This is a genomic window from Thermobifida halotolerans, assembly GCF_003574835.2.
Lineage (GTDB): Bacteria > Actinomycetota > Actinomycetes > Streptosporangiales > Streptosporangiaceae > Thermobifida > Thermobifida halotolerans.
The window spans coordinates 3118892-3141961 of sequence record NZ_CP063196.1; the positions used below are offsets into that span (position 1 = coordinate 3118892).

General features: G+C 72.4%; 21 protein-coding genes. 9 read left to right on the forward strand and 12 right to left on the reverse strand.

Features of this window, described 5'->3' with window-relative positions:
* Positions 1–12 precede the first annotated feature (12 nt).
* A complete protein-coding gene (locus NI17_RS13970) occupies positions 13–1602 on the forward strand; it encodes a zinc-binding metallopeptidase family protein (RefSeq protein WP_084012438.1) in 1590 nt (529 codons plus the stop codon).
* Between the two features lie 56 nt (positions 1603–1658).
* Complete coding sequence (locus NI17_RS13975; protein ID WP_068688735.1) at positions 1659–2903, forward strand: MFS transporter; 1245 nt, start codon at positions 1659–1661, stop codon at positions 2901–2903.
* On the opposite strand, the gene NI17_RS13980 is transcribed toward NI17_RS13975, so the two are convergent.
* Positions 2852–3790: an Lrp/AsnC family transcriptional regulator gene (locus NI17_RS13980; protein WP_068688730.1), complete on the reverse strand. Its 939-nt coding sequence runs from the start codon at positions 3788–3790 to the stop codon at positions 2852–2854. The genes NI17_RS13975 and NI17_RS13980 overlap by 52 nt on opposite strands.
* A 191-nt stretch (positions 3791–3981) precedes the next feature.
* Here NI17_RS13980 and NI17_RS13985 point away from each other — a divergent pair, with 191 nt between their 5' ends.
* Entirely contained in the window at positions 3982–6021 is a 2040-nt protein-coding gene (locus NI17_RS13985; RefSeq protein ID WP_147416869.1) for an MFS transporter, read from the forward strand.
* A 134-nt stretch (positions 6022–6155) separates the two neighbouring features.
* Here NI17_RS13985 and NI17_RS13990 read toward each other — a convergent pair whose 3' ends face one another.
* Entirely contained in the window at positions 6156–6383 is a 228-nt protein-coding gene (locus tag NI17_RS13990) for a hypothetical protein (RefSeq protein WP_068688726.1), read from the reverse strand.
* 180 nt (positions 6384–6563) lie between these two features.
* On the opposite strand from NI17_RS13990, the gene NI17_RS13995 reads away from it, so the two are divergent.
* Together NI17_RS13995 and NI17_RS14000 are read left to right on the forward strand one after the other, a co-directional pair.
* Positions 6564–7733, forward strand: a complete 1170-nt coding sequence (locus tag NI17_RS13995; protein WP_119267659.1) for a sensor histidine kinase — start codon at positions 6564–6566, stop codon at positions 7731–7733.
* A gap of 2 nt (positions 7734–7735) precedes the next feature.
* Complete coding sequence (locus NI17_RS14000; protein WP_068688722.1) at positions 7736–8413, forward strand: response regulator; 678 nt, start codon at positions 7736–7738, stop codon at positions 8411–8413.
* A 15-nt stretch (positions 8414–8428) separates the two neighbouring features.
* Here NI17_RS14000 and NI17_RS14005 read toward each other — a convergent pair whose 3' ends face one another.
* The 5 genes from NI17_RS14005 to NI17_RS14025 are packed head-to-tail and all read right to left on the reverse strand — an operon-like array spanning position 8429 to position 11948.
* Complete coding sequence (locus NI17_RS14005; protein WP_068688721.1) at positions 8429–10018, reverse strand: polyamine aminopropyltransferase; 1590 nt, start codon at positions 10016–10018, stop codon at positions 8429–8431.
* On the reverse strand, positions 10018–10440 hold the full coding sequence (locus NI17_RS14010; RefSeq protein WP_068688720.1) for a DUF350 domain-containing protein: 423 nt from the start codon (positions 10438–10440) through the stop codon (positions 10018–10020). Before NI17_RS14010 ends, NI17_RS14005 begins: the two co-directional genes overlap by 1 nt.
* A gap of 47 nt (positions 10441–10487) precedes the next feature.
* Entirely contained in the window at positions 10488–10802 is a 315-nt protein-coding gene (locus NI17_RS14015) for a hypothetical protein (protein ID WP_068688719.1), read from the reverse strand.
* Positions 10792–11337 (reverse strand): DUF2617 family protein, encoded by a 546-nt coding sequence (locus NI17_RS14020; RefSeq protein ID WP_068688718.1) that lies wholly within the window; start codon positions 11335–11337, stop codon positions 10792–10794. Before NI17_RS14020 ends, NI17_RS14015 begins: the two co-directional genes overlap by 11 nt.
* Before the next feature lie 2 nt (positions 11338–11339).
* A complete protein-coding gene (locus NI17_RS14025) occupies positions 11340–11948 on the reverse strand; it encodes a DUF4178 domain-containing protein (RefSeq protein ID WP_199859943.1) in 609 nt (202 codons plus the stop codon).
* 301 nt (positions 11949–12249) lie between these two features.
* Between NI17_RS14025 and NI17_RS14030 the strand changes: the two genes are divergently transcribed.
* Positions 12250–14226 (forward strand): acyl-CoA dehydrogenase family protein, encoded by a 1977-nt coding sequence (locus NI17_RS14030; RefSeq protein WP_119267660.1) that lies wholly within the window; start codon positions 12250–12252, stop codon positions 14224–14226.
* A gap of 7 nt (positions 14227–14233) precedes the next feature.
* Here NI17_RS14030 and NI17_RS14035 read toward each other — a convergent pair whose 3' ends face one another.
* Positions 14234–14719: an Lrp/AsnC family transcriptional regulator gene (locus NI17_RS14035; protein ID WP_068688715.1), complete on the reverse strand. Its 486-nt coding sequence runs from the start codon at positions 14717–14719 to the stop codon at positions 14234–14236.
* Between the two features lie 199 nt (positions 14720–14918).
* Here NI17_RS14035 and NI17_RS14040 point away from each other — a divergent pair, with 199 nt between their 5' ends.
* Positions 14919–15278 carry a hypothetical protein gene (locus NI17_RS14040; protein WP_068688714.1) on the forward strand — a complete coding sequence of 120 codons (360 nt, stop codon included), beginning with the start codon at positions 14919–14921 and terminating at the stop codon, positions 15276–15278.
* A gap of 313 nt (positions 15279–15591) precedes the next feature.
* Here the strand turns inward: NI17_RS14040 and NI17_RS14045 are convergent, their stop codons facing one another.
* Complete coding sequence (locus NI17_RS14045) at positions 15592–16389, reverse strand: purine-nucleoside phosphorylase (protein WP_068688713.1); 798 nt, start codon at positions 16387–16389, stop codon at positions 15592–15594.
* A 155-nt stretch (positions 16390–16544) separates the two neighbouring features.
* Between NI17_RS14045 and NI17_RS14050 the strand changes: the two genes are divergently transcribed.
* Both NI17_RS14050 and NI17_RS14055 read left to right on the forward strand, forming a co-directional pair.
* Positions 16545–17246 (forward strand): hypothetical protein, encoded by a 702-nt coding sequence (locus NI17_RS14050; protein WP_068688711.1) that lies wholly within the window; start codon positions 16545–16547, stop codon positions 17244–17246.
* A gap of 109 nt (positions 17247–17355) precedes the next feature.
* On the forward strand, positions 17356–17820 hold the full coding sequence (locus NI17_RS14055) for a PTS sugar transporter subunit IIA (RefSeq protein WP_068688709.1): 465 nt from the start codon (positions 17356–17358) through the stop codon (positions 17818–17820).
* A 7-nt stretch (positions 17821–17827) separates the two neighbouring features.
* Here the strand turns inward: NI17_RS14055 and NI17_RS14060 are convergent, their stop codons facing one another.
* The 3 genes from NI17_RS14060 to NI17_RS14070 form a co-directional block, all read right to left on the reverse strand.
* The gene (locus tag NI17_RS14060; RefSeq protein ID WP_068688707.1) at positions 17828–19408 is read right to left on the reverse strand and encodes a DHA2 family efflux MFS transporter permease subunit; all 1581 of its coding nucleotides are present in this window, start codon (positions 19406–19408) and stop codon (positions 17828–17830) included.
* A 257-nt stretch (positions 19409–19665) separates the two neighbouring features.
* The gene (locus NI17_RS14065; protein ID WP_424565564.1) at positions 19666–20853 is read right to left on the reverse strand and encodes a heparan-alpha-glucosaminide N-acetyltransferase domain-containing protein; all 1188 of its coding nucleotides are present in this window, start codon (positions 20851–20853) and stop codon (positions 19666–19668) included.
* Between the two features lie 123 nt (positions 20854–20976).
* Complete coding sequence (locus NI17_RS14070) at positions 20977–22950, reverse strand: acetoacetate--CoA ligase (RefSeq protein WP_068688705.1); 1974 nt, start codon at positions 22948–22950, stop codon at positions 20977–20979.
* Positions 22951–23070: the final 120 nt, after the last annotated feature.

The following is a 23070-nucleotide window of genomic DNA, read 5'->3' on the forward strand; positions in this document are numbered from 1 at the left end:
GAAAGGAACAACGTGTCACTGACCGACCGCCAGCAGGCAGCCGTCACCGAGTCGGAGGCGCTCCGCTCCGAACTGTCCGACTTCCACCGCCGGATCTGGTCGTTCGCCGAGCCCGCCTGGCGGGAGTACCGTTCGGCCGCCGCCTACGTCGACCTGCTCAGGGCGGAGGGCTTCGAGGTGGAGACGGGCTCCGGCGGGATGCCCACGGCCTTCCACGCCGTGTGGGGCGACGACGGGCCCGACATCGGACTGTACGCCGAGTACGACGCCTCCCCCGGCCACTCCCAGGACACGGTGCCCTACCGCAAGCCGCGCGAGGGGCTGCACCCGTGGGCGCCCGGATTCACCGACGCGCACAGCGCGCTGGGCGTGGGGGCGCTGGCCGGGGCGCTGGCCGCCAAGCGCGCCATCGAGCGGACCGGCGGCCGGGGCCGCATCCACCTGTTCGGCGAGCCCGCCGAGAAGGTCTGCGGCTCCAAGGCCGTCCACGCGGCCAAGGGCTACTACGACGAGTTGGACGCGGCCATCAGCTACCACCCGCTGGTGCAGAACACCGCGCTGTGGGACATCCACAACTGCCTGTACTGGAGCGTGGTGTTCACCTTCCAGTGCGCCGAGGGGCAGAGCACCGACGCTCCGGCATGGGTGTCCAGCGAGGTGTTCGGCGCCGGGGCGCACAACTCCGTCCGCTCCCCCGGGGCCGTGGACGCGCTGGGGCTGATGCTGACCGCCACCAAGTACGCGAAGGAGAACATGTTCCCGCGTACCGGGCTGTGGTCGCTCAACGAGGCGGTACTGGGCGCCGCCAACGCCACCGCCGACAACCTGCCGCCGCGGATCTCCCAGATCCAGTTCAGCTGGCGCTCCCCGCTGATCGGCATCCAGGAGCAGATCCTGGAGGTGCTGCGGCGCAGTGCCCGGCACGTGGCCGGGCTCGCCAACTGCGAGGTGAGCATGCGCTGGGTGACCAAGACCCGGCCCGGCCTGAAGAACCACGTGATGGCGAAGACCCTCTTCTCCCACCTGGCGGAGTTGGGACCGGCGGCCTTCGCCCCGGAGGTGTTCGAGTTCGGCCGGGAACTGGAGCGGGTGCTGGGACACGAGCCGAGCGAGGACCCGTTCCTGCCGGAGATCCACCGGGTCGTCACCCCCCAGGAGCAGGACGCCGAGACCCGGCGCACGCTGCCGCCGTGGCAGGACTGCACCGGCGCCGACGACTACACCGAGTACTCCTGGCACGCTCCCACGGTACGCTTCTTCACCGCCAAGCCGCTGCTCAAGGCGGTCAACGGGGATGTGACGCACTGGGCCAACAACGCCATGAACGGCCTGCCCGCCGCGATCGACCCGGTGTGGTCGTACGCGGGGTCGGTCATCGCGGCGACCGCGCTGTGCCTCATCGACGATCCGGACCTGCTGAAGAGCGCCCGGGAGGAGTTCGAGGTCAACCGCGAGGCCGCGCCGGAGGCGTACCACGCTCCGCTGCTGCCGCGCGACTTCGCGCCGCCGGTCGACCTGCCGTGGCCCGAGTACGTCGAGACCGCGCGCGGGTTCGAGTGGCAGCTTCCCACGACCGCCGACTTCGGCGAGCCGGTCGCCTGACCGCGCTGTCATCCATCCGATGAACCGATTACTTGGGGCGCTGATGCGGACGAGCGATGGCACCGGGTGACGGGGCCGTCGCGCGTTCCCGCCCGTTCCCCGCGGGAAGCGCGGTCGCCCCGGTCATGCTCATGGTGTTGATCCTGTTCACGGTCGATGCCGTGGTGCAGACCGTGCTGCCGGTCGCCCTGGCGGCGAACGGCCTCGGCTCGGGACTCCTCGTCGGCGTCTTCCTGGCGCTCGCCCAGGGACTGGGCCTGCTGATCGCCCCTCCGGTCAACGCCCACGCCGACCGGAGGGGCAGGCGGGGCGTGCTGGCCGTCGGCGGACTGCTCATCGCGGCGTGCGCGGTCGGGGTGGTCCTCGCCGTCGGCCGCGGCGCCTGGGTGTGGGTCGTGGTGGTCCTCGGCTACGGCCTGGGCCGGGGCGCGACCGTGGTCACGACGCTGGCCGTGGTGGCGCGCACCGGAGACCCCTACCGGACCCAGGGCTACAACGGCGCGACGCAGCGACTGGCCGCCGCGCTCGCCGCGGTGCTCGCCGCCACCGTCCTCACCGACGGCCGGTGGGTGTGGGCCTTCTGGCTCACGGCGGCCTTCGGGATCGCGTTCGCGCTGCTGAGCCTGCGCGTCGCCGGTCCCGGCGGCGACCCCGGCGCCGGGGTCGCGGTGGCGCGCAGCTATCCGGTCTCGCTGGGCATGCTGCGCGGCGACCGCGCCCTCCAGGCGTCCTCCCTGGTCAACCTGAACCTGGCCTGTCTGACCCTGATCGGCAACTCCTTCTACCCGTTCGTGTTGGACGTTCCCGCCGGCGAACTCGCCGGATGGCTGCTGGCGCTGCTGCTCTGCCGCGACCTGGCCGCGGTGGCCTCGGGGCCGCTGTTCGGCACGGTCGTCGGCCGGGTGGGAATGCGCGGCGTGCTGCTGCTCACGGGCGGCTGCTCGGTCGCCGGTCTGCTGGCCGTCGGTCTGGGCGGCGGCATCGCGGGGGTGGTGGTCGGAGCGCTGCTGCAGGGCGTGGCCATCAGCACCGGGATCGGCGCCACCAACATCCTGGCGACCTCGGCCCGCGAGGGCGGCACCGGTCTGCGTCTGGCCGCCACCAACTACCTCAACGGCGTCGGCTCGGTGGCGGTGCCGGTGCTGCTGGGCCTCTCCTTCGACCTGGCGGGCGCGTCCAGCGTGTTCGTCCTCGGGGCGCTGGTGTGCGCGGCGCTGGTGGCCGGGGTGCTGGCGCTGGGCGGCGGGACTCAGGCGGGGTCGAACCGCCAGGGCCGCGGGAGCACCAGTGTGGCGCCGTAGATCAGCACCGACAGGTCCCGGACCGCGTTCAGCGCGAGCACCCGTTCGACGAGGTCGGACAGTGCCACAGACGAGTCGCAGGACACCTCGGCGACGGCCTGGTAGCGGCCGACCGTGGTGGTGAGTATCGCGATCTCCGGGAAGGAGGCGAGTTGCGCGAGGTCGTCCCGGACGGTCCCGCCCAGTTTGAGACCCATCATGGCCAGGGTCGTGGGCTGCACCTTGATGCGGTCCACGACCGCGGTGGCCTGGATGGTCCCGGTGTCGAACAGGGCCTGGGTGCGCTTGCGCACCGCCCAGTAGGGGAGGTCGGCCCGGGCCGCCAGTTCCCGGTAGGAGGCCCGGGGGTTCTCCACGAGGTGCCGCAGCAGCTCGATGTCGCCCTGGTCGAGCACGGGCCGCACGGCGGGGGCCCGCTCGCCGACGGGCGGGCGGGGGCGGGCCCGGCTCTCCCACTTGAGGACCGTGAGGTTGCGCCACACCTCGAAGTCGCGGACCCCCTCGACGGTCAGCAGCGACTGGCTGATCACGTCGGCGAGGTCGGCGTCGTCGTAGGCGGTGATCTCGCAGAGGACGTTGTACTCGCCGACCACCTGCTGCAGGTAGGTCACCCGCGGGTGGCTGTGCAGCGCCTCGGTCAGCGCCTCGGGAGAGCCGTGGTAGCGCATCCCCACGGTGGCCAGGCACCGGTAGCCGAGACTGGCGGGGTCGACCAGACCGAGGATGCGCACCACGCCGTCGTCGGCGAGTCGGTTCATCCGGCCGCGCACGGCGTCGGGGGACAGGCCCACCCGTTCCCCGACGTGGGCGAGGGGCGCCCGGCCGTCCTCCTTCAGCACCTCGATGATGCTGCGGTCGTGGTCGTCGAGGCGGTAGCGCTGAGGCAACGTGATCGGTTTCCGTCTTGCGGGGTACCCGTACGCGCCGGGCCGGGCCGCGGTGGCGGCCCCGCGCAATTGTCGCACATCCCCCCGGCCCTTCGGAGTTTTCCCGCCCGACCACCTGGAAAGAGCATGATTCCGCTCGTAGGAACCCCTGTTGACGTCACTTTCACGTCCCCTCAGCGGTGGAGGGCGCGGTGACGCCCCCTCCGGCCGTCCCCGCCGCGGACGGCACCGCGGCGGCCGGCGCCGCCGCCCTGCTGGCCCACCGTCCCTGGCGGCGGTGGGTCCCCACCTCGGCGCTCAGCCGCGTCCCGATGGCGATGGCCCCGCTGGCGGTGCTGCTCCTGGGCGAGCACGCCACCGGCTCACTGACCTCCGGAGTGTTCCTGGCCGGAGTGTTCTCGCTGTTCAGCGGAGCTCCCGGGCCGTTCGTCGGGCGGCTGCTGGACCGCTTCGAGATGCGGCGGGGGCTGCTGTGGAGCCTGGTGGCGGCCGCGGGGTCGACCATCCTGCTGCTCGCCACGGCAGCCCTCGGCGCCCCGCTGTGGCTGTACGTCCTGCTGTGCGCGCTCCAGGGGCTGAGCATGGCGGGCCTGCTGGGCGGGATGCGCGCGCTGCTGCTGGTGGTCGCCCCGCCGGGGAACCTGCGCCGCGCCCACTTCGCGGAGTCGCTGATGGTGGAGCTCTCCGCCGTCCTGGGGCCGCTCCTGGTGGGCGCGCTCGCGCTGCTGGGCGGGGCGGACGCGGCCCTGGCCGGAACGGCTCTGCTGTGCGCCGCCGCGGGGTGGGCGATGCGTTCGGCCCCCGCGCTGCCTCCGGCGCCCGCCGCGGCCGCGACTCCTCTGCTGCCCGCCGTGCCCGTGCTGCGGATCTCACTGCTGGTGCTGTGCGTGAGCACCGGGTACGGCGTGCTCACGGCCAACATCCCGCAGCGCATGGCCGACTACGGGCTCACCTCCACCCACGCGACCTGGGTCACCGCGGTCTTCTCCACCGGCGCCTGCCTCGGCGGCGTCCTGGCGAGCCTGCGCCCGCTGTCCGCGGACCGGGCCGCGGCGGGCACGCCTCTGCTGTTGCTGGCCTCCGCCGCGATCAGTCTGCCCGCCGGGCTGGCCCAGACGGTGGGCGGCTACGCGGCCGCGCTGTTCGCCTCGGCGCTGCTGCTGGTGCCGCTCAACGGGATCCTGGTCACCCGGGTCGAGGCGGAACTGGGCCTGCGCCGCCGCGCCGAGGGCTTCTCCTACTTCGGGGCCGCCGCCACGGCCGGAGGCTCCCTCGGCTACCTCGCCGCCAGCGCTCTGGCACCCCTGACCACCGCCGACCGCATCGCGTTCCTGGCTCCCGCCCTCCACCTGGCCCTGGCCGGTGTCCTGGGGGCGGCGCTCATCTCCCGCGGGACGCCGCGCGCCCGTTCGACCGCGACCGAACCGACCGAAGGAGTCTCCGTGTCCACGCTTCCGTCCGCCCCTTCCCCCACCGAGTCGACGTCCCCGCGCGACGAGGAGTCGCGGCTGCGCCGCGAACTCGCCGCCGTCTACCGGCTCGTCGCCCACTTCCGGATGACCGACCTGGTCTTCACACACATCTCGGTGCGGCTGCCCGGCCCCGACCACCACTTCCTGATCAACCCCTACGGTCTGCTGTTCGAGGAGATCACCGCCTCCTCGCTGGTCAGGATCGACCTGGAGGGGCGGCCGGTGGAGCCCACCCCGCACCCGGTGAACCCGGCGGGCTTCGTCATCCACAGCGCCGTGCACGCCGCGCGCGCGGACGCCCACTGCGTCCTGCACACCCACACCCGCGCCGGGTGCGCGGTCGCCGCCCTGGAGGAGGGCCTGCTGCCGGTCAACCAGATGTCGCTGGAGTTCCACGGGCGGGTCGGCTACCACGACTACGAGGGGATCGCGCTCAACCTCGACGAGCAGCGGCGCCTGGTCGCCGACCTGGGCGACCACCCGGCGCTGGTCCTGCGCAACCACGGCCTGCTCACGGTGGGGCGGACCCCGGCCGAGGCGTTCCTGCGCATGTACTACCTGGAGCGCGCCTGCCAGATCCAGGTGACCGCGCAGGCCGCCGGACGGCTGCGCCTGCCGTCGGAGGAGGTCTGCGCCTACACGGCCCGGCAGTTCTCCGGCGAGGCCGCCAGCGACCTGACCGACGACAACGGCTCGGAACTGGCCTGGCGGGCCCTGCTGCGGCTGCTCGACCGGATCGCCCCCGACTACGGGGACTGAGACGGCGGGTTCGGGGTCGCCGGCGTGGGTGTCGTAGCCGGTGAGGTACTCGGCGCAGACCGGGGCGAGCACCAGCGGGGCCGGGGCGAGGCCCCGGCGGACGCGGCGGGGCGCCGCGGGGACGGAGGCGGCCGTCATTCCCTGATCCGTTCCGCGGCGACCATCACGGCGACGCCCAGCACGGCCAGGCTGAGGTTCGCGTACAGCTCATAACCGGTGAGGAAGCCGACGCGGGGGAGGACGAACCGGTTGAACGCGTTGAGGAAGATCCCCATGACCGGTTGGACGTAGAGATGGTCGACGGCTCCGCTGACGCCCATGAGGGTCAGCAGGAAGCCCGCTGTCTGAAGGGTTTTGCGCATGCCTCGATGCTGGGGGAGCCAGGTGGCTGCGCGGATCGGTCTTCGGGAGGGAGCGAGGCGACCGGGGTCGCCGGTTGGCACGTCCGACCGCGACGAAGGTATCGACTTCGGCGACTTCGGTATCGTCGGCGCGTTCGGGGCGAGACGACCGGTACCGGACGGCCGTAGGCTCTGCCCACGATGAACGGATCCGCGCGCCGCCGCAGCCTCCGCGACTGGCTGGTCGACTTCTGCCTGTTCGCGTCCGCGGTGGCCTGGGGCTTCCTGACGTCCGCGGTCCGCATCGAGGAGGGCGCGGTCCCCGGCGTGGTCCCGGTGTGGCTGTTCAACCTCGACCAACTGGTGGGTGTGCTGGGCTGCGCGGCGCTGTGGCTGCGCCGCCGGTGGCCGACCGGGCTGGCCGTGACGCTGGTGCTGTTGTCGGCCTACTTCGAGATGGTGGCCGGGGCGATGCTGGCGGCGCTGTTCACGGTCGCCGTGCACCGGCCTCCGCGCACCGGTTCGGCCGTCTTCGCGCTGAGTCTGCTCACCGCGTTCGGCTACGTGCTGCTGCGTCCCGAACCCGGCGTGCCCGGCATCCTGCTGTTCCTGCTGGGTGCGGCGTTCCAGGGCGCCGCGACCGGCTGGGGGCTTTTTGTCCACCACCGCCGCCGCCTCGTGGCGTCCCTGCGGGAGCGGGCCGAGCGCGCCGAGGTGGAGGCGCGCCTGCGCGTCGAGCAGACCCAGCGGGAGGTCCGTGAGGAGATCGCGCGGGAGATCCACGACGTGCTCGGGCACCGGCTGTCGCTGCTGAGCGTGCACGCCGGGGCGCTGGAGTACCGCCCCGACGCGCCCGCCGAGGACGTCGCCCGCGCGGCCCGCGTCATCCGGGAAAGCTCCCACCGGGCGCTGCAGGACCTGCGGGAGGTCATCGGGGTGCTGCGCGCCCCCGTCGGGGAGCTGCCGCAGCCCGCCTTCGCCGACATCCGGCAACTGGTCGACGACGCCGAGCGGGCCGGAACACGGGTGCGGCTACGTGACGAGGTGGCGAAAGACGTGCCCGATCCGCCGGGCCGCACCGCCTATCGGGTGGTGCAGGAGGCGCTGACCAACGCCCGCAAGCACGCGCCGGGCGGCGAGGTGGACGTGCGCGTGACCGGGGCGCCGGGCTCGGGACTGGAGGTGGAGGTGGTCAATGCCGCGCCCGTGTCCGGAGACGATGGCGTCCCGGGGGCGGCGGGCGCGGCCGGGGCCGGGCGGGGCCTGGTCGGCCTGGCCGAACGGGTGTCCCTGGCAGGGGGGAGCCTGGAGCACGGACCGACTGCCGACGGCGGTTGGCGGGTCGCCGCCCGGCTACCCTGGCTGTCGTGACCATGCCCGCCGATCCACCGATCAGGGTGCTGCTCGTCGACGACGACCCGCTGGTGCGCGCCGGGCTGACGATGATGCTGGGCGGCGCGCCGGACCTGCGCGTGGTCGGCGAGGCGGGCGACGGCGGCCAAGCCCTCTCCCTGGTTGACGAGCACTCCCCCGACGTGGTGCTGATGGACATCCGCATGCCGTCGGTGGACGGGCTGGCCGCCACCGAGCGGCTGCGCGCCCGCCCGCGCGCGCCGGAGGTCATCGTGCTGACCACGTTCGACGCCGACCGCCACGTACTGCGCGCCCTGCGCGCCGGGGCCGCCGGGTTCCTGCTCAAGGACACCCCTCCCGAGGAGATCGTGGCGGCGGTGCGGCAGGTGGCACGGGGGTATCCGGTGCTGTCGCCGGAGGTGACCCGCAGGCTCATCGCGCGGGTCGCGGAGTCCGGCCGGGACCGGCGGCGCGCCCGCGCCGCCGAGCGCCTGTCGGTGCTCAACGCCCGCGAACACGAGGTCGCCGTCGCGGTCGGCCACGGCATGTCCAACGCCCAGATCGGCGCCGCGCTGCACCTGAGCGTGCCCACGGTCAAGACGCACGTCTCCAGCGTCCTGGCCAAGCTCGACTGCACCAACCGGGTGCAGGTGGCGCTGCTGGTCCACGACGCGGGCCTGCTCGACGGCGGGGAGTGACGGGCGCCGCCCCGGTCAGTACCCCTTCCAGGCGTCCTGGTGGTAGTCGATGATGCGCGGGTTGAGCAGGGTGGAGGGCTGGGCCTCGCCTTCCGCGCCGGGCCGGCGGTCCTTGGGGAAGACCTGGGCGGCGGCCAGGACCGCCTCGTCCAGGAACCCGGTCTCGGGGGCGTCGGCGGCGAGGCCCAGCTCCGGCGCCCGGTCGGTGCGGGCCAGGAAGAACCCCCAGTTGCCGAAGCTGGGCACGTCCACGTTGTAGGGCGTGGTGTGCAGCCCGGCCTCGCGCAGGCTCTCCCCCACGCTCCAGTAGGCGCGGGACGCGAAGTACGGCGATCCCGCCTGCACCACGGCCCGCGCGTCCTCGGCCATGGCCTGGCGGACCAGGCCGTAGAACTCCACCGAGTACAGCTTGGCGGTGCTGACGTCGTCGGGGTCGGGCAGATCCACGACCACCGCGTCGAAGCGGTCGGTGTTGCCGCGCAGCCACGTGAAGGCGTCGTCGCTGACGACCGTGACCCGCTCGTCGTCGAACGCGCGGTGGTTGAGCGCGCTGATCGCGGGGTGGCTGCGGGCCAGTTCCACCACGGCCGGGTCCAGGTCGACCAGCACCACGCGTGCCACGTCGCCGTATTCGAGGATCTCGCGCAGCGCCAGGCCGTCGCCGCCGCCCAGCACCAGGACGTCGCCGCGCGGGCCGTCCAGCACGGGGTGGACCAGCGACTCGTGGTAGCGGTACTCGTCCCGGGAGGAGAACTGCAGGTCGCCGTTGAGGAACAGGCGCAAATCGGTGCGGGGCAGGTTCTCGGTGAGGACGATCTCCTGGTAGTCGGTGCGCGTCGCGTAGACGACGGGGTCGCGGTACAGGGCCTGGCGCGCGTCGACCTCGAAGCGGTCCGACAGCGCCAGCGCGCTCGACGACACGGCCATGACCAGGGCCAGTCCGGACGCCAGTCCGACGACGCCCGCTCTGCTCAGCGAGCGGCGGAACAGCCACAGCACGACGGCCATGCCGGTGACCGCGTTGACCATGCCGACCAGCAGCACCCCTTCGAGCAGGCCGAACACGGGCAGCAGCAGGAAGGGGAAGGCGAGTCCGCCGATCAGGCCGCCCACGTAGTCGGCGGCGAACAGGTCGGCGACGGCGCTGGCCGCCTCCTGTCTGCGGATGCGCTGGATGAGCGTCATCAGCAGCGGGATCTCCGCGCCGATGAGCGCGCCGATGAGGAAGGAGAGGCCGACCAGGGCGGGCTGGTAGAGGGAGAACCAGGCGAACGCCGCGTACAGCATCAGCACCGACAGGCCGCCGACCAGCGACAGCGCTCCCTCGACCACGGCGAACCAGAGCGCCGGGTGCGCGGTGAGCCGCTTCGACGCCAGGGAGCCGATGCCCATGGCGAACACCATCACCGCCAGCACCACGGACGCCTGGGTGATGGTGTCGCCGAGCAGGTAGCTGCCCAGGGCGACCAGGGCGAGCTCGTAGACGAGGCCGCACGCGGCGCAGACGAACACCGCGAACAGCACCGCGAACCGGGCGGGCCGCGGTGGCAGGGGAAGCCTTTCGGCCGTGCCCGCCGCCTCCGCGGCCCCGGTGGTATCGCCCATCAGTAGATGGCGGTGGCCACGATCAGCGCGACCGCGACGTGCGCGGAGGCGTTGACCCAGGCCGCGGGGTGCAGTTCGGTGTCGGCGACGATCGAGCCGAGCTTGCCGGGGGTGAGCAGGTCGATGAGGAGGAAGGCCAGGGCCATGATGGCCAGGCCCACGATCCCGTAGACCGCGGTGGTGACCAGTCCGGCGGCCAGGCCCTCCGCGCTGGTGGCGATGGCCGTGGCGACCACGACGGCCACGCCCAGGATGTTGGAGGCCACGATGAGGGTGGCGTTGCGGTTGCGGTGCTCCCAGATCAGTTCGTGCAGTTTGCCGGGGGTGAGCAGGTCGACGATCAGGTAACCCAGGGCCATCAGCGCGATTCCGACCACACCGTAGGCCAGGCAGGCGATGATGTCGATGAGCAGCGGATACATGGCATTCCTCGACTGGTTGGCGTTGCAGGGGGAAGGTGGGTGGCGGGCTACTTGCCCCAGCCGGGGCCGCCGCCTCTGTTGGAACTGCCGCTGCCGCCCCCGGAGTACCAGACTCCTCCGGAGGAGCCGGAACCGCTGCGGTGGTCGTCGTCGCAGCCGACGTAGACGTACTCACCGTTGCGCAGGTCGTAGTCGCCGTCGCCCGGGTCGTACTCGTAGCGGCCGTTCTCGTAGTCGTAGTCGCCGCAGGCGTAGGTGTTGGAGCCGCACGAGACCACGAAGATGACGAGGAGCGCCATGGCGCCGAGACTGATCAGCACGGTTTTCTTGGCGGTCGCGGAGTTGTCGGAGTCAGCGGCCATGGCCGGGGGTCTCCCTTCCGGGGGGCGGGGGGCTCAGGACGGTGGTGGACATCGTGGTGACGAGTTCGCCGGTCTGCGGGTAGGCGTGCCAACTGCGCCAGTGCAGCACCGGTCCCGCGGCGGTGGCGAGCAGCGCGGTGACGGCGAGGGGGTCACCGGGGAAGGTGGCCAGCAGCGCGTCGGGGCGGTCGGCCAACCGGTCGCGCACCGCGGTGGTACGCGCGGTGAACTCGGCGGGGTCCAGACAGCGCACGGAGCTGGCGAAGTGGTGGCGGGCCACTCCCGGAACGCGCGGCGCCCTCTCGCCGGGCAGGCCGCCGACCGCCCCGGGCAGGCAGGCGACGGTCTCGACCAGCCGTGCCGTGCCGTGGTCGAGGACCACCTGGTGGGAGGCGCCCAGTACACGCAGTTCCACGCGGGCGCCCGCCAGGCGCACGGTCCTGGTCGCCAGCGGTGCGACGGGCGGGTGGGTGATGCTCCACGCGAGGTCGGCGGCGCGGGTGTCACTGAAGGGGACGTCGACGGTGGTGTGCATGGTCAGCTACTCGGGTAGATGGTGAAGCCGCCCGGTGCGACGTCGACTCCGAGGCTGGCCTCCCAGGCGCCGTGGTCGAACCGTTCGAACGACAGGTGCTTTCCGCCGGGGCCCTCGTAGTCGGCGTAGTCCATGCCGCCGCTGGCGCGCAGTCCCGTGGTGCCCTCGGAGCGGTAGGAGGCGGTGCCGCGCTCCACGAGGCGGTACCGCACTCCTTCGACGTCGAGTTCCCTGGGGCCGGGAACCATTTCCAGGTCGGGCCGGGCGGTCCACAGGACGACCTGCACGTCGGGGTCCTCCTCGACCGACAGCCAGCGGCGCTCCCCGCCTCCTCCGTCGTTGACGAAGTGCTCGGCCCACTCCCAGCCGCCCTCGGAGAGCCGCAGCGTGCCGCGCACCCAGACGCGTTCGACGCCGAAGTCGAGCATGTCGCCGACCTTGAGGGTGCGCGGGTCGCCCTGGGTGCCCTGCTCTGCGAAGGGATCCTGCGGGGCCCTGGGCGCGGGCGGGGGCGGCGCACTCGCCGTACGGCCCCGGACCACCAGGTAGACCACCACGATCACCACGAACACGACGAGTGCGGCGACTGCGAACAGGGTCGTTGTGAGCACGCCTGTGTTCTCCTGCCTCTCAACTGTGCCGATGGTCGCATGCCGGTGCGGAGAACGTCCATTCCGGACCCGAAGCGACAATCTTGCATTCAGACGGCGGAGCGGACATTTCCGTTCACGCCGATACGTTTTTGTTACGGAACCCGCGTCCGGGGCACCGGCCTCTTCTCCGGGACGGTGGTCCGACTTCTGCGGCTGTCGACGGTTCCGTTCCGTTCCGGCGCGTGTGGGCGGGTTAGTTCGTCCCCGTCCGGAGCAGAAGTGAAGGGGACGGCTGACACGACACCGACGGGAGGCCCCGATGTCACAGCGTGACGATGCGGCGACGGTCGATACCGAGGCCCTGCGCGAACTGCTGGACGGCCGGTGGGCCGAGGTGCGCCGAAGCGCCCGGGAACTGCTGCGCGGCCCCGAGTTCGCGCCCCGGTACGGACTGGGGATGGAGGAGCACCGCGCCCGGGTGAGTGAGCAGATGCGCAGGCTCGCCGAGACGGACTTCGCCCGCTACGGGTTCGCGCCCGCCTACGGCGGCGCCGGTAACGTCGGCGGTTCCGTGGTCGCCTTCGAGATGCTGGTCTGCGACCTGTCGCTGATGGTGAAGATGGGTGTGCAGTGGGGCCTGTTCGGCGGGGCGATCCAGGCGCTGGGCACCGAACGGCACCACGCCGCCTACCTGCCGGGGGTGATGTCGCTGGAGATCCCCGGGTGCTTCGCGATGACCGAGACGGGGCACGGCTCGGACGTGCAGGGGCTGCGCACCACCGCGACGTTCGACCCGGACACCGACGAGTTCGTGGTGCACACCCCCGACGAGGCCGCCCGCAAGGACTACATCGGCAACGCCGCCCGCGACGGCCAGTTGGCGGTGGTGTTCGCGCAGCTCGTCACGGGTGGGGAGCGGCACGGCGTGCACGCGCTGCTGGTACCGGTCCGCGACGGGTCGGGGCGGCCGATACCGGGGGTGCGCATCGAGGACTGCGGCCCCAAGGCGGGGCTGAACGGCGTGGACAACGGCCGCCTGTGGTTCGACCACGTCCGGGTGCCGCGCACCGCGCTGCTCAACCGGTACGGTGACGTGGCCGCGGACGGCTCCTACTCCAGCCCCATCGACAACCCCAACCGGCGGTTCTTCACGATGCTGGGCACCCTGGTGCAGGGCCGGGTCAGTGTGGCGGGCGGCGCGGGCACGGCGGCGAAGGCGGCGCTGGCGATCGCCGTCCGCTACGGCGAGGCCCGCCGCCAGTTCGCCCGCCCCGACGGCGGCGGAGAGGTGGTGCTGCTGGACTACCTCACCCACCAGCGCCGCCTGCTGCCCGCCGTGGCCCGAACCTACGCGCTGCACTTCGCGCAGGAGGAACTCGTGTCGCGGCTGCACGACAATCTGACGACCAAACCGCTGGACGAGCGCGGCCAGCGGGAACTGGAGGCGCGCGCCGCCGGGTTGAAGGCGGTCGCGACCTGGCACGCCACCCGCACCATCCAGGAGTGCCGGGAGGCGTGCGGCGGCGCGGGCTACCTGTCGGAGAACCGGCTGCCGCAGCTTCGGGCGGACACCGACGTGTTCACCACCTTCGAGGGCGACAACACGGTGCTGCTGCAACTGGTGGGCAAGAGCCTGCTCACCAACTACCGGCAGGAGTTCGGCAGCCTGGACACCCTGGGCACGGCGAAGTTCGTGGCCGGGCAGTTCCTGGGCACGGTCATCGAGCGCACCGCGGCCCGCTCCTTCCTGGACCGGCTGCGGCAGGCCGCGCCCGGCCGCGACGGGAACGCCGACCTGTTCGACCGGGAATGGCAGCGCGAACTGCTGGAGGACCGGGAGGCGCACGTGCTGGAGGGGCTGGCGCGGCGGCTGCGCGGCACGTCGTCCTCCGACGCCTTCGCCGCGTTCAACGGCGTGCTGGACCACGTGCTGCTGGCGGCGCGCGCCCACGTGGACCGGCTGGTGTTCGAGGCGTTCACGGAGGGGATCGGACGGGTCCGCGACGAGGGGACGCGCCGGGTGCTGGAACGGCTGTGCGACCTGTTCGTGCTGTCACTGGCCGAGGAGGAGCGCGCCTGGTTCCTGGAGCACGAGCGGTTCACGCCCGCCCGCGCCAAGGCGGTCACCTCCGCGGTGAACTCGCTGTGCCGGAGGCTGCGGCCGCACGCCCGCGCCCTGGTGGACGGTTTCGGGCTGCCCGACGAGTGGCTGGGCGCACCGATCGCGCTGGGCGCGGAGGAGGCCCGCCAGGACGCGCAGGCGCGGGCGCGGGTGCCGGTCGGGGCCGAGATCTGAGCGCCGGTCACTCCGCGGGTCTGACCACCGGCCGGTGCACGACCTCGTCGATGACGGTGAGGGTCTGGGTGGCGTTGACGCCGGGCAGCGACTGCAGCCGGGTGAGGACGAGGTCGCGTAGCTGGTCGGTGTCGGTGAGCCGCACCAGCAGCACGATGTCGGCCGATCCGGCCACATACCAGCAGTATTCGACCTCCGGGTAGGCGGAGATGATCTCGCGGTTGGCCCGCCAGTCGGGCTGGCTGCCGGAGACGAGGATGAGGGCGGTGATGCCGAGGCCCATCTTGGCGTGGTCGACGACGGCCGAGTAGCCGCGGATCACGCCGTCGTCGGTGAGCCGTTTGATGCGGTTGTAGGCGGTGGCCCGGGAGACGTTGGCGAGTTCGGCGAGTTCGGTGACGCCGGTGCGCGCGTCCTCGGCGAGGGCGTTGATGATCACCTGGTCGACCCTGTCGGGCAGCCTCCTGGGCCGCCGCCGCTCGTCACTGGCCATCGGCTTGCTCCCGCCTGCTCGGTTGTCCCGACTGATGGAGTACCAGGGGAGGAAAGGTCCCGTCCAACAGGTTTCTCACGAATCGGAACCGGAGGCGCGGTCTACCGGCGAGTTTCCTCAAAAGTGGGGAGAACCGCCCGGGCTGTGGTCGCGTTCCGGAGAAGTTGAGGAGTCCGTCCAGCGGTACAGGAGAGGTCCGATGCCCGTTTCCGCCGAAGTGCGCGCCCGTCTTCGGGGGTTCCTCCCGGTCGACGCCGAGATCCGCTACGTCTTTCCCGCGTTCCGGAACGATTCGGCGTCCTTCTACGTGGTGGTCACCAACAACGCCATCACCGTCGTGGCGAACCGGCGGTTCAGCCGGACCCATCCCAAGACGATCTGGCGCACGTTCCCCCGCGACGTCCGCATCGGCCCGGTGGACACCCACCTGGCGCCGACGTTCGAGTTGGGCGGCCGCGAGTTCGTGGTGGACGAGGAGTACATCCCGGTGCTCAACGCCGCCGACGCGGAACTCGCCCCCAACACCCTGCCCCCCGACCCACTGCGCGACCTGGAGTGACCCGGCGCCGGCCGGGGAGCGGAGCCCGGGGAAGCCTCGGGTGGCCCCTGCCCCGGGGAAGGGTTTCCAGGCCACCTCCGCCCAAGGGGATCTGTGACCCCAACCCTTCCCTTGGGGTGGGCGAGAAGCGTTGTAAGGAGAGGCCCGGAGTGGGTTGGCGCAGGAGCAGGGAGGCGCCCCGGCGCCGACCCACCCGCGCCTCCGCAGAGGGATCGGTGGAAGGAACGTCGGCCGCCACGGGGCCCCGGTGGGCCCGTGGCGGCGATGTCGTCCAACTCCGCGAGGCTGCAAGCCGGAACGCAGGGGGCGGGAGTCAGAGCTTCTTCAGCACGTCCGCCAGCAGCACGCCCACGTCCGCCGCCACGGCGCGGCCGGTCGCCAGCACCTGGCGGTGGTCGATCGGGCCGGGGTTCAGGCCCGCCGCCGGGTTGGTGACCAGCGACACGCCCAGCACGTCGGCGCCCACCTCGCGCGCGGCGATGGTCTCCAGGACCGTGGACATGCCGACCAGGTCCGCGCCCAGGGCGCGCAGCATCCGGACCTCGGCGGGGGTCTCGAACTGCGGTCCCGGCACGGCCGCGTAGACGGCCTCCGGCAGCGACGGGTCCACCTCCCGGGCGAGCGCGCGCAGGGCGGGGCTGTAGGCGTCGGTGAGGTCGACGAACTTCGCGCCGACGATCGGGGAACGCGCGGTGAGGTTGACGTGGTCGCTGATGAGCACCGGACGGCCGGGTTCCAGCGCCGGGTCCAGCGCGCCGGAGGCGTTGGTGAGCACGATCGTGGACGCGCCCGCCGCGACCGCGGTGCGCACGTTGTGCACCACCGTGTCGACCTCGTGTCCCTCGTACAGGTGGCTGCGGCCGAGGAACACCAGCATCTCGCCGCTGTGGCCGGACACGCTGCGCACGACGCCGCGGTGCCCCTGCGCGGTGGGCTCGGCGAAACCGGGAAGCTCGGTGACGTCGACCTCCACTCCGGAGGTTCCCAGCGCGTCGGCCGCCGGGCCCCAACCCGACCCCAGGACCACCGCGGCGGTGTAGGCGTCCACCCCGGTACGGGACCGCAGCCGGTCGGCCGCTGCTCGGGCGCGTGCGTGTGCCTGGATGCTCACCGTTGTCTCTCCTCCGTCCTCCCACCCGCATCGGTCGCGGGAACGATCACCCTACTTCGCCGGAATACGCCCTGCCTCCCCTTTCGGGTGACCGAACCGTGTCCGCTGACCCAACGCTGCCCTACGCTGGGGCTCCGAGGGAGAGGAGACACGCCTTGGCCGAGTTTCGGATCTCCAGCAACGATAACGTTGACCTGCGAAAACTCGCCGCGTCCCTGGTGGAGTCCCAGGGGTGGCCGCGTGAGCGGGTGAGCGTGTGGGACAACCGCGACGGCGAGGTCGTGGTGACCGTGGACGACGCGGTGCTGCACCCGCCTCCTCCGAACCCGCTGAACCAGCCGGTGCACACGCCCCGTGAGGTGCACCAGGCGTGCGAACTGCTGCGCCGCCGCGACCCGTCCCTGACGGGGGTGGACTTCGCCGCGTTCCGCACCGAGGCCGCCCGGTTCTTCGCGGCCGGATGGTCCGTCGCCGACCTGCTGCACGCGCTGACCACGCGCCCCGACGGGCTGCCCTGGCCGCACGGCGAGGGCTACCAGGGCACCGAATGGCTCGAACACCGGCTGCGGCACTGGAAGACCCCCACCGGGGACATCCGGCCGTCGGCCGCCCAGGAGAGCGCGCAACTGCGGGTCGTGGGCCGGGCCGGACTCCCCCGGGACCTGGGGCTGCCGCACGACGAACCCCGTGCCGGGGCGACGGCGCGGCCCGAGGTCGCCCGCGCGGCGATCGACGACGCCCGGCGGTTGCTGCGCGCCCACACCCGCACCACCAGCGACTCCCTCGTGCACCGCGACCGCACGGCCGCCCGCATGCCGCGCGGGGACCGCCGAACCCCGCCGACCGACCCCGTTTGACCGAGGTTTCACCAGGTCGAGAAGGTGCCACAAGCGGCTGCGCCCGGTTGTGGGCGCCCCCTGCGCCTACTGTGGACAACACCGCTTCCGGTTGGCGAGAGGGGGTCAGATGGACGGTGCGGCACTGTCCCGGCTGCTGCCGCCCGACGCGGTGGCGACCGGTGTCCCGGCTCCGGACTGGCCCGCCGCGGTCCGCGCCGCCGGAGACCTGCTCGTGTCGACCGGAGCGGTGACCGTCGACTACGTCGAACGGATGTGTCGGACCGTGCGGACCTACGGTCCGTACATCGTGGTCTCTCCCGGCCTGGCGCTGGCCCATGCCCGCCCCGACTCCTCGGTGCTGCGCACCGGGTGGTCGTGGGCGGGGCTGGCCGCGCCCGTCGCCTTCGGCCACCCCGCCCACGACCCGGTGCGCGTGGTGGTGGGCCTGGCCGGAGCCACCCGCGACGAGCACTGCGCCCTGCTCGCGTCGCTGGCCGCACTGCTGGACTCCCCGGAACGGCTGGCCGCGCTGTCCGCCGCCACCCCGGAGCGGGTGCGCGCCCTGGTCGGCGCCTACGAGATGGCGGTGTGAGCCGGTCTCACACGTGCGCGACCGGTTCGGCCTGGCCCGCCCCCGCCGTCCCGGGACGCATGAGCAGCGCCAGCGCCGCCGCCAGCGCCATCACCGCCGCGGCGATTCCGAAGGCGAGGTGCATGCCGTCCAGGAACGCCGCGTGGCTGGCGGCGGTGACCGCCTGGGTGAGCGCGGCGTCGGCGCCCTCCGGCACGACCGCCCCGCCCTGCGCGACCGTGCTCTGCATGGCCGCCAACTCCCCGGCCCCGGGAGCCGCCAGGTCCGCCGCCCGGTAGTGGCCGGGCAGTGTGGCGATGATCGTCATGGACATCACCGCGCCCAGCACCGCCGTGCCCAGCGAGCCGCCCAACTGCATCGCCGACTGCTGCATTCCGGAGGCGACCCCGGCGAGCCGCACCGGCACGTTGCCGACGATCGCGGCCGTCGCACCGGTCATCACCAGGCTCAGGCCCGCGCCGAGCAGCAGGAACGCCACCGCGACGAAGGCGAACGCGGTGTCGGTGTCCAACCGGGACAGCAGGAACAGGCCGAACGCGCTCGACAGCAGTCCGGCTATGGTGGGGATCTTGGCGCCGACCCGGTCGAGCAGGCGGCCCGCCAGCGGCGAGGCGATGCCCATCATCGCCATCAGCGGCAGCAGGAACATACCTGCCCGGGTGGGACTCAGGCCCAGCACGCCCTGCAGGTAGAAGGTGACGAAGAACAGGGAGCCTATCAGGCTCAGCGCCATGAGCAGCATCAGCACGACGCCGATCGACACCGAGGGGTTGCGGAAGATCGCCAGCGGAAGCAGCGGATCGGCGGGGCGGCGCTCCCACAGCACGAAGGCGGCGCCGAAGACGGCGAAGACGGCGAGCGGGGCGAGGGTGACCGCGGCGGTCCAGCCCGCGCCGGGGGCCTCCACCAGCGCCCACACCAGGGAGAAGATCGCGACGGTGAGCAGGGCGACGCCGGTCAGGTCGAAGCGTGCCCGCGTGGTGTCGGGGCGGTCGGTGGCCAGCAGCCACAGGCCCAGTCCCAGCGCGACCGCGCCGACCGGCACGTTGATGAGGAACGCCGCCTGCCAGCCGAACGCGCTGACCAGCAGCCCTCCGGCGATCGGCCCGGCGGCGTTGGCGGCGCTGAGCAGGCTGCCGAAGAGTCCGAAGGCGCGGCCGAGCCGCTCGGGCGGGAAACTCGTGCGCAGCAGGCCCATGGCGGCGGGGCTGAGCACCGCGCCGAAGATGCCCTGGAGGATGCGGAAGGCCACCAGGAGGACGACGCCGGACGACAGGGCGATCGCCACCGAGGCCACGACGAAGCCGACGACGCCGACCAGGTACATGCGGCGGTATCCGAACCGGTCGCCGAGCTTGCCCGCTGTGATCAGGAACACGGCCAGGCCCAGCAGGTAGCCGTGGGTGACCCACTGGAGTTCGGCCAGCGACGCCTGGAGGTCACGGCCGATGGCGGGATTGGCCACCGCGACGATGGTGCCGTCCAGCGCCACCATCATGACGCCGAAGGAGATGGCCACCAGGGTGGCCCAGGGACTGCCGCGCAGGCTGCGCGCCGCGGCGTGGGATGGGGTGGCGGTGGCGGTCAAGGGGTCCCCCGTGTGTCGGTTTTCCGGCCAAACGTCGGAAGATTACGGCACCGGACCGACAGAACGGGAATGGTTTTACGGCCGGTGCCAAGAGGTGGGGAAGAGCTTCCGGGAAACCCCGGCCCCGGGGGACTTTCAGGTCTCCTTCGGGCTGAGGTTCCACAACCCCCTCGGCCAAGGCCGTCTGAAACCCTCTCCCGGGGTCGAGGTTCTCCGGAACTTCCCCACTCTTGGCTTCTCGGTGCCCGTCCCGCGGTTCAGGGGCGGTGCGGAGACGCCCCTCCGTCCGGGGTCCGCGGGGGGTCCGGGCGGACGGCGAGGCCGGCCGCCCAGCCGAGCAGGCGTTCCAGCGGTCCGCGGCCGAGCAGCAGTTTCCACAGGGTGGCGAACAGCAGTGCGCCCGCGACGAACGTCTCCAGCAGCCACGGCGTGGTGTCGTGGGCGGCGTCGCCCAGGACCGCGATCACCATGACGTGCCCGACGTAGCAGGTCAGCGCCATCGACCCGGCCGCCGCCAGGGGATAGACGCCCCAGCGCAGCAGGTCGGCCAGGACCAGGCAGCCGGCCAGCACCAGCAGGGCGGTGCCGACCGCCCCGGCGATCTCGAAGGTCGTTCCGCTGTGCGGCGAGGCCACCAGCAGCCAGGCCGGGGAGTCGGTGGGGACCGTGCCGTGCAGGGAGGCGATCTCCTCCTCGGCGACCGTCCGCAGCATCTGCCATCCCTCGGGGGAGACCGTGCCGGTCGAGGTGCCGTAGTAGTAGGGGATGTAGGTCTCGGCGATCCGCCGGATGCCGCCCAGCGGGTACAGCAGCAGCCACGACCCGCCGTAGCCGAGGAGCGCCAGCGCTCCCCCGGTTCCCGCGAGCGCGGCGCGGATCGGCGCGGCGTGCAGGTCGAGGCGGCCCACCGCCATCCCCGCGACCACGAACGCCATGAAGGTGAACGCCGGGTAGTAGCCGTGGAGGAGGAAGTCGCCGATGCCGGTGATGGAGGCGGGCGGGGCCCCGGGGTTCCCGAGGGCCGCGCGCAGCAGGTACGACAGTTGCGGGCCGAGCAGCGCGATCGCCGCGGCGGTCGCGGCCAGGGCGGTCGCGCGCAGCCGCAGCAGCGGCAGGGCCAGCAGGAAGTAGCCCGCGTAGTAGACCAGGATGACCGCGATCGACGTGCCCAGCAGGTCCAGGAACACCCCGAACAGGGCGAGGACCGCGGCGCGCACCAGGATCTTGGAGGTCGCGCGCCGCAGCGGCTCGCCGCCCAGCGGGTTCCGCCGTCCCGACAGCAGCGCCAGTGAGACGCCCGCCAGGAACGCGAACAGCGCGGAGGAGCGCCCCCTGGTCAGTTCGTGGAAGGCGTCGGCGGCCGGGCCGTCGGCCAGGCCGATCGACGTGACGCCCAGGTGGACGGTGAACATGCCGAACACCGCCAGGGCCCGGGCCACGTCCACTCCGACCAGTCGCCCGGGCTCCGGCCAGGAGAACCGTCGAGTACCCGTCGCGGGCTCCAGTCGTGACACGTGGTCCAGACTAGGACGTTCCGGGTCGGTTCCTCCTAAGGAACCAGGATTTTCCTACTCGTTCCTCCTGTTCGCGGCCAAGCGGGCGAAGTAGTCCAGAGCCTCGGGGTTGGCCAGCGAGTCGCGGCTGGCCACCCGCTCGGGGGCCTCGCCCATGAGGATGCGCTTGACCGGCACCTCCATGACCTTGCCGGACAGGGTGCGCGGAACCGCCGTGACGGCGCGGACCCCGTCGGGCACGTGCCGGGGCGAGCAGTCCTCGCGGATGCCGCGGGCGATCCGCCCGACCAGGTCGTCGTCGAGTTCCGCGCCCTCGCGCAGCACCACGAACAGCTCGATGCGGGAGCCGCCGTCGGGCTGGGGGACGTCGACGACCAGGGCGTCGAGGACCTCCTCCAGGGCCAGCACCGACCGGTAGATCTCGCTGGTGCCCATGCGCACGCCGCCGCGGTTGATGGTGGAGTCGGAGCGGCCGTAGATGATCGCGGTGCCGCGCTCGGTGATCTCGATCCAGTCGCCGTGCCGCCACACGCCCGGGTACATGGAGAAGTAGCTGTCGCGCAGCCGCGTGCCGTCGGCATCGCCCCAGAAGTAGATCGGCATGGACGGCGCGGGCCGGGTGACCACCAGCTCTCCGACCTCACCGACGAGCTCGTTGCCCTCGGGGTCCCAGGACGCCACGGCCATGCCCAGCGACCGGGCCTGGATCTCGCCCTGGTGGACGGGCAGGGTGGGCACGCCGCCGACCAGGCAGCTACAGATGTCGGTGCCGCCGCTGGTGGAGAACAGCCACAGGTCGGAGCCGAACTCCCGGTAGCACCAGGCGAAACCCTCCGGGGACAGCGGCGACCCGGTGGAGCCGATGGCGCGCAGCGCCGACAGGTCACGGCCCCCGGTCGGGTGGATTCCGGCCTTCATGCAGGTCGACAGGTATCCGGCGCTGGTGCCGAAGATGGTGGTGCCGGTCCGCTCGGCCAGGTCCCACAGCGCGCCGAGGTCGGGGTGGGCGGGGCTGCCGTCGTACAGGACGATGGAGGCGTCCGTCAGCAGCACGCTGACCAGGAAGTTCCACATCATCCAGCCGGTGGTGGTGAACCAGAAGACCCGGTCGTCGGCCTGGGCGTCCAGGTGCAGGTGCAGGTTCTTCAACTGCTCCAGCAGGATGCCGCCGTGGCCGTGCACGATGGCCTTGGGCAGGCCTGTGGTGCCGGAGGAGTACAGCACCCACAGCGGGTGGTCGAAGGGCAGCGGGGTGAAGTCCAGGTCGGCCCCCTCCCCCGCGGCCTCGAACTCGTCCCAGGCCAGGGTGTCGGCGACCGGCTCGTCGCTCAGGTAGGGCAGCACGACGGTGTGCTCCAGACTCGGCAGCCCGTCGCGCAGTGCCCTGAGGACGTCGCGGCGGTCGAAGTCCCGGCCCCCGTAGCGGTAGCCGTCGACGGCGAGCAGCACCTTCGGCTCGATCTGGGCGAAGCGGTCGATGACGCTGCGCACGCCGAAGTCGGGCGAGCAGGACGACCAGGTCGCGCCGATGGCGGCGCAGGCGAAGAAGGCGGCCGCCGCCTCGACGACGTTGGGCAGGTAGGCCACGACCCGGTCGCCGGGGCCCACGCCGAGGCGGCGCAGCGCGGCGGCGGTCGCGGCGGTGCGGCGCTTCAGTTCGCCCCAGGTCACCTCGCCCGGGGGGCGCAGTTCGGAGGCGTGGCGGATGGCGACGGCGGTGTCGTCGCGGTCGCGGAAGACGTGCTCGGCGTAGTTCAGCGTCGCACCGGGGAACCAGACGGCCCCCGGCATGGTGTCGTCGGCGAGGACGGCGGTGTACGGGGTGGCCGAGCGCACCCGGTAGTACTCCCAGATTCCGGACCAGAACCCGTCGAGGTCGGTGACCGACCAGCGCCACAACGCGTCGTAGTCGGGGACGTCGACGCCGCGGTGCTCTTCCACCCAGTGGGTGAAGGCGGTGAGGTTGGCGCGTTCGCGGCGCGTCTCGTCGGGCACCCAGAGTACGGGCGGCTGTGGCTGTTGTGTCATGTGTGCGGCCTCTTCGTCAGCGCGGGGAGCGCCGGGTTCGGCCACAGCGCTCCCCCGGTAAGGAGTGTTCCCCACCACATCTAGCACGGCGGGGCCCGGAAACAGAGTGGTGAATCGCCC